Annotated in this window: 7 protein-coding genes; 4 read left to right on the plus strand and 3 right to left on the minus strand. The window is 64.5% G+C overall.

Going from position 1 to position 7137, the window contains the following annotated elements; genetic code table 11:
- From VFL62_RS26745 to VFL62_RS26755, 3 genes are all read right to left on the minus strand, one after another.
- A partial coding sequence (locus VFL62_RS26745; RefSeq protein ID WP_325175405.1) for a hypothetical protein occupies positions 1-203 on the minus strand: 203 nt, incomplete at its 3' end.
- Positions 203-1126, minus strand: coding sequence for an ABC transporter permease (locus VFL62_RS26750; RefSeq protein WP_325175406.1), 924 nt, complete (start codon positions 1124-1126; stop codon positions 203-205). The genes VFL62_RS26745 and VFL62_RS26750, both read right to left, overlap by 1 nt.
- Positions 1127-1131: 5 nt before the next feature.
- Positions 1132-1932, minus strand: a complete 801-nt coding sequence (locus VFL62_RS26755; protein WP_325175407.1) for an ABC transporter ATP-binding protein — start codon at positions 1930-1932, stop codon at positions 1132-1134.
- A gap of 312 nt (positions 1933-2244) precedes the next feature.
- On the opposite strand from VFL62_RS26755, the gene VFL62_RS26760 reads away from it, so the two are divergent.
- The 4 genes from VFL62_RS26760 to VFL62_RS26775 are packed head-to-tail and all read left to right on the plus strand — an operon-like array spanning position 2245 to position 7073.
- Positions 2245-3120, plus strand: a complete 876-nt coding sequence (locus tag VFL62_RS26760; protein WP_325175408.1) for a xanthine dehydrogenase family protein subunit M — start codon at positions 2245-2247, stop codon at positions 3118-3120.
- On the plus strand, positions 3113-3604 hold the full coding sequence (locus tag VFL62_RS26765; RefSeq protein ID WP_325175409.1) for a (2Fe-2S)-binding protein: 492 nt from the start codon (positions 3113-3115) through the stop codon (positions 3602-3604). The genes VFL62_RS26760 and VFL62_RS26765 overlap by 8 nt, the downstream gene beginning before the upstream one ends.
- Complete coding sequence (locus VFL62_RS26770; protein ID WP_325175410.1) at positions 3601-5961, plus strand: xanthine dehydrogenase family protein molybdopterin-binding subunit; 2361 nt, start codon at positions 3601-3603, stop codon at positions 5959-5961. Before VFL62_RS26765 ends, VFL62_RS26770 begins: the two co-directional genes overlap by 4 nt.
- The gene (locus VFL62_RS26775) at positions 5958-7073 is read left to right on the plus strand and encodes a ring-opening amidohydrolase (protein ID WP_325175411.1); all 1116 of its coding nucleotides are present in this window, start codon (positions 5958-5960) and stop codon (positions 7071-7073) included. The genes VFL62_RS26770 and VFL62_RS26775 overlap by 4 nt, the downstream gene beginning before the upstream one ends.
- The last annotated feature ends 64 nt before the right edge of the window (positions 7074-7137 follow it).

Consider the following 7137-nt stretch of genomic DNA (forward strand, 5'->3'; position numbering starts at 1 on the left):
GCGCCGATCAAGGCGAAGACGGTCGAACGATCATTTGCAAGCCAGGCCGCGAGCAGGAACAATAGTCCGGCGGCACCTGCCAGCGCCGACATCGCCGGGCGCGAGGTCAGCGGAAAGATTTCAGGCGCCAGCGGCAGCACAAAGGCGAGCGCGATGGCGCCGGCGGCGAGCAGAAATCCGAGCCGCAGTTTGCGCGCTTCCATCAGTGCGCCCCCATGCGTGCATTGACGCCACGCTCGATCAGGCCGACCAGGCCAATCAGGCCGCAGGCCAGTACCGCGGAGGCGACGAGGGCCGCCCAGATCTGGATGGTCTGGCCATAATAGGAGCCCGCGAGCAGCCGCGCACCGATGCCGGCTTCGGCGCCGGTCGGCAATTCCGCGACGATGGCGCCGATCAGCGAGATCGTGATGGCGACTTTCAGGCTGGCAAAGAGATAAGGCACCGAGGCCGGCCAGCGCAGCTTCCACAGCACCTGGCGCGGGGTCGCAGACCACGTCCGCATCAATTCGATCTGCAACGGATCGGGCGAGGTGAAGCCCTTGACCATGCCGATCGCGATCGGAAAGAAACACAGATAGGCGGAAATGATCGATTTCGGCAGCAACCCGTGCAAGCCGATCGCGCCCAGCACCACGATGAAGATCGGCGCGAGCGCCAGGATCGGCACCATCTGCGAACAGATGATCCAGGGCAAGAGGCTGCGTTCCAGCACGCGGCTGTGCACGATCATCAGCGCAAGTACGATCCCGAGCAGCGCGCCGAGGACAAATCCCAGCGCGGTCGCCGATAGCGTGACGAGCGAGTGGTAGACGAGGCTGCGCGGCGCGAGCGGCGAGTAACCGAACACGCCGTCGATAAAGGCGCCGAGCACCTGGTGCGGCGCCGGCAATAGCGGCCGCTCGGCATCCATGGTGCCCGCGAGGACGTCGCTGACGGTATAAGGCGTTTCCTCGCGCTCGAAGCCGTCCTTCACCAGCGACCAGTTCATCGCGACGCAGGCGACGTACCAGATCGCGATCAGCGCCAGCACCATCGCCGTCACCGGCACATAGCGCTCGACGACCGCGGAACGCGTGGAGAAAGTGAGGGCGCGCGCCGGCAGCGCCAGGGAGCTACTGCTCATCGCCGCTACTCGTCATAGGAGTGTCCTGCGCGCAGGCCATTGCGCACGCGCTGTGCGATTTTGAGAAACTCCGGCGTTTCGCGGATTTCCAGCGGGCGATCCGGCGGGAAGTCGCAGTCGATGACGTCGATGATGCGGCCCGGCCGCGGCGACATCACCACGATCCTGGTCGACAGGAACACCGCTTCGGGAATCGAATGGGTGACGAACAGCACGGTCTTTTTCGTCGAATTCCACAGTTGCAGCAGTTGCTCGTTGAGATGATCGCGGACGATTTCGTCGAGCGCGCCGAACGGCTCGTCCATCAACAGCATCGCCGGATCGAACGACAGCGCACGAGCGATCGAGACGCGCTGCTGCATGCCGCCGGAGAGCTGCCAGGGAAATTTGCGCTCGAACCCCTTGAGGTTGACCATCGCAAGATAACGCTCGGCGCGGATCTGCTGCTCGCGTTCGGAGAAGCCCATGATCTCGAGCGGCAGCTTGAGGTTCTTCTCGATGGTGCGCCAGGGGAACAGCGCAGGGGCCTGGAACACGTAGCCGTAGCTGCGCGCGAGCCGCGCCTCTTCGGCGCTCATGCCGTTGACGAGCAGGCTGCCCGATGTCGGCTGCTGCAGGTCGGCGATCACCCGCAGCATCGTGGTCTTGCCGCAGCCGCTTGGCCCGATGAAGGAGACGAATTCGCCCTCGGCGACTTGCAGGTCGACATTGGATAGCGCTTCGACGCGGCCGTCGGCGGTCTCGAAGGTCAGCGAGATCGCCTTGGCATCGACCACCAGCCGTTTGGACGCCGGCTCGGTCGACATTACGTCAATACTCCTGACGGAAGTAGGTCGCGACATTCTCTCGCTCGGGCTGGGGGCGGCCTCAGCGTTGCTGACGACCGAAATGTTGTGTTTTGGCGATGCCATGGGCGAATAGTGGCAAATGCGCCTGTCGGAGGCGCGCACAATGTTTGCGCAGCCCGATAGAAAGTTAAGCAGGGTTGCGCCCCTTTTCGGCGCAGTTTGCCTGCGGACGTCTGTGGCCTGGTTTTGACTTGCCCGCCTTCGCGACAGATAATCGTGTTTGCTGCGTCCGCGAAATAGGCGCGAACGCACCAAAACCACATCGGCACCATGAAGCCTGCTCCATTTACATACATCGCCGCCTCTTCGCTCGACCAGGCGCTTTCCCTCAAGGCCGAATATGGCGAGGAGGCGCGGTTCTTGGCCGGCGGCCAGAGCCTGATTCCCGCCATGAACTTCCGCCTGGCCCGTCCCGCGGTGCTGATCGATCTCAACGGCGTGGCGGACCTTGCCGGAATCGATCGCTCCGGGGGCGAGACTATAAGGGTTGGCGCCATGACGCGATATCGGGCGATGGAACGGGATCAGCCATTCCTGAAGGCCTGCCCGCTGTTCGCCGACGCGCTGCCCCATATCGCCCATCCGCAGATCCGCAATCGCGGCACCATCGGCGGCAATCTTTCCCATGCCGATCCGGCGTCGGAACTGCCGGCGATCGCCACCGCGATGCAGGCCCGGATGAAAATCAGTTCGTCCCGAGGCGAGCGCGAGCTTGAAGCGTCCGAATTCTTCGCGGGCCTGCTGACCACGAGCCTCGAGGCGGACGAAATGCTGACCGCCATCGTCCTGCCCACGCCAAAGCCGCGGTCAGGGAGCTGTTTCCTGGAGGTGGCGCGGCGGCGGGGCGATTTTGCCCTCGCAGGCGTCGCAGCCGTCGTCACGCTGGACGATCAGGGCAGATGCGAAGGTGCGCGGCTGGCGCTATGCGGTGTCGGCGACACGCCGGTTGACGCCAGCGACGCGGCCGCCTCGCTCGTTGGACAGCGCTGCACTGAACAGACGATCGAGGCGGTGGCGGCCGACGTGCAAAAGGCGATCGATCCGCCGGGCAATGTGCATGCGAGCGCGGACTACCAGCGCCACATTGCCGGCGTTCTGACACGGCGCGCCCTTGCCGCGGCGCACGAGCGGGTCGTGCATGCCTGAGGCGGTTCACGACGTTGTCCTCAAGGTCAACGGCAACTCGTATCGCGGCGCGGTCGAGGCGCGGATGCTGCTCTCAGACTTCCTGCGCCACGAATTGAAACTGGCGGGAACCCATGTCGGTTGCGAGCACGGCGTGTGCGGCGCATGCACGGTGCTGCTTGACGGTGCGCCGGTGCGTTCCTGCCTGATGTTTGCGGTGCAGGCCAATGGTCGCGAGCTTTCCACCATCGAGGGATTGGCCTCGTCTTCCGGCGATCTCAGCCCGCTGCAGGCGGCGATGCACGAACATCACGGCCTGCAATGCGGTTATTGCACGCCGGGCATCCTGATGACGATGACGGCGTTTCTGCGCGACAATCAAAAGCCCTCGGAAGACGAGGTGCGCGAAGCCTTGTCCGGCAATCTCTGCCGCTGCACCGGCTATCAGAACATCGTCGATGCCGTGCTGAAGGCGGCTGAAACCATGCGGACGGCGGCGCCATGACCACGCGTTTCTTCGGCGCGCCGGTCAAACGCAACGAGGACAGGAAACTCCTCACCGGGCGAGCGCTGTTCATCGATGACGTCGAACTGCCGGGCATGCTGCATGCGGCGTTCCTGCGCAGCCAGGTCGCGCATGCCAGAATCAAGAGCATCGACACCTCGGCCGCGCTCAAACGCGAGGGCGTGATCGCGGTCTATACTGCCGAGGACCTCGGAGCCTATTGGCAGGCGGGGCCGCTATTGGTGGCGCCGCCGCCGATCCCCGGCATCGTCTTCAATACGCGCACCCATGTGCCGCTCGCCAAAGACACGATCCGCTGCGCCGGCGAGCCGATCGCGATCGTGGTTGCGGAAAACCGCTACATCGCCGAAGACGCGCTCGACGATATTGTCGTCGATCTGGAAATCCTCCCCGCTGTCGTCGATCCCGAAAAGGCCTTGCAAAAAGGCTCGGCGCTCGTTCACGACGATCTCGGCAGCAACGTCGCCGCGCATGTGCGCCAGAGCAAGGGCGATTATGCCAAGGCTGCGGCAAAGGCGCATCTCACCATCAGGCGACGCTTCCGCTACGAGCACGGCATCTCCTCGCCGATCGAAACCCGCGGCGTGGTGGCGCAATGGGACGCACGCGCCGAGCAGATGACGGTGTGGGACACCACGCAGGCGCCGGTCTTCGTCCGCAGCCTTCTGGCCGGCGCGCTCGGCCTCGGCGAAGGCCAGGTGCGCGTGATCGCGCCGTTCGTCGGCGGCGGTTTCGGACCAAAAATCCTGATGCTGTATCCGGAAGAGGCGACGTTGCCGTGGATCGCGATGCGGCTCGATCGCCCGATCAAATGGATCGAGGACCGCTTCGAGCATTTTGTCGCGACGACGCACGAGCGCGGGCAGATCCACGACGCGGAGATCGCGCTCGACAAGGACGGCCGCATCCTCGGCGTCAAGGACGTCTTCCTGCACGATAACGGCGCCTATAATCCATACGGCCTGACGGTGCCGATCAATAGCCAGTGCACGATGCTCGGGCCCTATGTGATCCCGGCCTACGACTCGACGTTTACGTCGGTCTTCACCAACCTGACCATCGTCACGCCCTATCGCGGCGCCGGTCGCCAGCACGGCGTGTTCGTGATCGAGCGGCTGCTCGATCTCGCCGCGCGCGAGCTTGGGCTCGACCGCGCCGAGATCCGCCGCCGCAATCTGATCGCGAAGGACGCATTTCCCTACAACAACGAGATCATCTACCAGGACTTCGCCCCGCTGACCTATGACAGCGGCAATTATGAACCGGTGCTCGACAAGGCGCTGGCCGCGATCGGCTACGAAAAATTCATTCGCGAAGAGCAACCGCGCTTGCGCGCCCAGGGGCGCTGCGTCGGTATCGGCCTTGCTTGTTATGTCGAAGGCACCGGCATCGGGCCTTACGAGGGCGCGAAAGTGCAGGTGCGAAGCAACGGCAAGGTCAGCGTGGCGACCGGCGTCGGCACGCAAGGCCAGGGGCATTTCACCAGCTTTGCGCAAATCGTGGCCGAGCAGCTCGGCGTCGACGTCACCGATGTCGATATCGTCACCGGCGATACCGACCGCTTCTACTGGGGCGCCGGCACCTTTGCGAGTCGCGGCGCGGTGGTCGCCGGCAACGCCGTCAACGCAGCCTCGCTCGCCGTGCGCAAGAAGGCGCTGAAACTCGCCAGCGAAGCCTTCGAATGTTCGGAGGAAGATCTGGTGCTTGCCGACGGCAAGGTCTCGATCACGGGAATTCCGGAAAAGTTCATCCGTCTCGGCGATTTGGCGCAGCGCGCCAATCCGATGCGCGGCGCGGGCAAGCCCGGCACCGAGCCCGGACTGGAATCGACGCAATATTTCGGCCCGCCCAGCGGCGCCACGGCGAACGGCGTGCATGCGGCCATCGTCGAGCTCGATCCCGAGACGTTTCAGTTAGAGATCCTCAAATACGTCGTGGTGCACGACTGCGGCACCGTGATCAATCCGATGATCCTGGAAGGCCAGATCCACGGCGGCGTGGCGCAGGGCATCGGTAATGCATTCTTCGAAAAGCTGTCGTTCGACGATCAGGGGCAACTGCTCAACGCCTCGCTCGCCGACTACCTGCTGCCGACCTCGCTCGACGTGCCGCGCATGGTGCTCGATCACACCGTGACGCCGTCGCCTCTTAATCCACTCGGTATCAAGGGCGCGGGCGAGGCGGGTGCCATTCCGGTCGGTGCATTGTTCGCGCAGGCGATCGAGGATGCGCTCGGATTTGCCGGCCGGGGACTTGAGATTCTGGAGATACCGCTCAGTCCGAGCCGTCTGTACGAACTGACCGGCGACGGCAAGCGTGAGGGTGACAAGGCATGAAACGCGCCCAGGTCTTTCGTTTGTCGATGTCTCATCCCGGCGACTTGTCGGCGCTGGAGAACCTGATTACGGGCGGCACCGTCCGCGCCGCGGATGTGGTTGCCATCATCGGCAAGACCGAAGGCAATGGCGGCGTCAACGATTTCACGCGTGGCTACTTCACGCAAACGTTGATGGCGCTGTTGTCGGTGCATCTCGGAAAACCGGCATCGCAACTTATCCGCGAGATTCCCTGCGTGCTCTCCGGCGGCACCGAAGGCGTGATGAGCCCGCATTACAGCGTGTTTTGCGTCAGCGACGATCCGGCGGCCACGCGGCAATACCCGCAAGCGCTGGCAATCGGCACGGCGTTCGCGCCGGTCGCGACCGAAGATGTCGGCCGCCGCGCTCATGTCGAGAGTGTCGCAACCGCCGTGCGGCAGGCGATCAGCAATGCCGGCATCGACAAGCTCGACGACGTGCATTTCGTGCAGGTCAAATGTCCTTGCGTGACGGTGGCGCGGGCGTCCGCCGCGATCGCGGCCGGCAAGCCGCCGCGCACGAGCGATCCGAACCGCTCGATGGCTTTCGCGCGGGCGGCCGGCGCGTTTGGTGTGGCGCTCGCGCTGGATGAGATCAAGCCGGACTCTTTCGATGACGACTCGCTGCTTGTCGACTTTACCATCCAGTCGCCGCGCGCCAGCATCTCCTCCGGCGTCGAGGTCGAGAGCAACGAGGTGATCGTGCTCGGCAACAGCGCCGCCTGGGCCGGCGATCTCCAAATCGCGCATCGCCCCATGAGCGACGCGCTCGATATCGGTGGCGTCTTCGACGTGCTTGCCGATCTTGGCATCAAGGCTTCGCCGCAGGTTTCAAAGCACGATGGCGAACGCATCGCCTGCGTGCTGGTGAAATGCGAGCCTGACCGGCGCGGCCAGGTGCGCGGTCATCGCCACACGATGCTGGACGATACCGACATCAACGCGCAGCGCCACATCCGCGGCGCGGTTGCCGGTCTCGTCGCCGGTGTGATGGGTGACGGCCGCATCTTCGTCTCCGGCGGCGCCGAGCATCAAGGGCCGGACGGCGGCGGACTGATCGCCGTGATCGCCTCGCAACAGGGTGGCGCTTGATGCGGATCGTGATCGTCGTGGCAAGGGCCGGGTCGACCAGCTTCAACGCCTTCACCGCGTTGGG

The organism is Bradyrhizobium sp. (assembly GCF_035701725.1).
Classification (GTDB): domain Bacteria; phylum Pseudomonadota; class Alphaproteobacteria; order Rhizobiales; family Xanthobacteraceae; genus Bradyrhizobium.

What these genes read in the sequence shown, in the direction of transcription:
- VFL62_RS26750 (WP_325175406.1), bottom strand. Translation starts at nt 1,126, where the DNA reads ATGAGCAGTAGCTCCCTGGCGCTGCCGGCGCGCGCCCTCACTTTCTCC.
- VFL62_RS26755 (WP_325175407.1), bottom strand. Translation starts at nt 1,932, where the DNA reads ATGTCGACCGAGCCGGCGTCCAAACGGCTGGTGGTCGATGCCAAGGCG.
- VFL62_RS26760 (WP_325175408.1), top strand. Translation starts at nt 2,245, where the DNA reads ATGAAGCCTGCTCCATTTACATACATCGCCGCCTCTTCGCTCGACCAG.
- VFL62_RS26765 (WP_325175409.1), top strand. Translation starts at nt 3,113, where the DNA reads ATGCCTGAGGCGGTTCACGACGTTGTCCTCAAGGTCAACGGCAACTCG.
- VFL62_RS26770 (WP_325175410.1), top strand. Translation starts at nt 3,601, where the DNA reads ATGACCACGCGTTTCTTCGGCGCGCCGGTCAAACGCAACGAGGACAGG.
- VFL62_RS26775 (WP_325175411.1), top strand. Translation starts at nt 5,958, where the DNA reads ATGAAACGCGCCCAGGTCTTTCGTTTGTCGATGTCTCATCCCGGCGAC.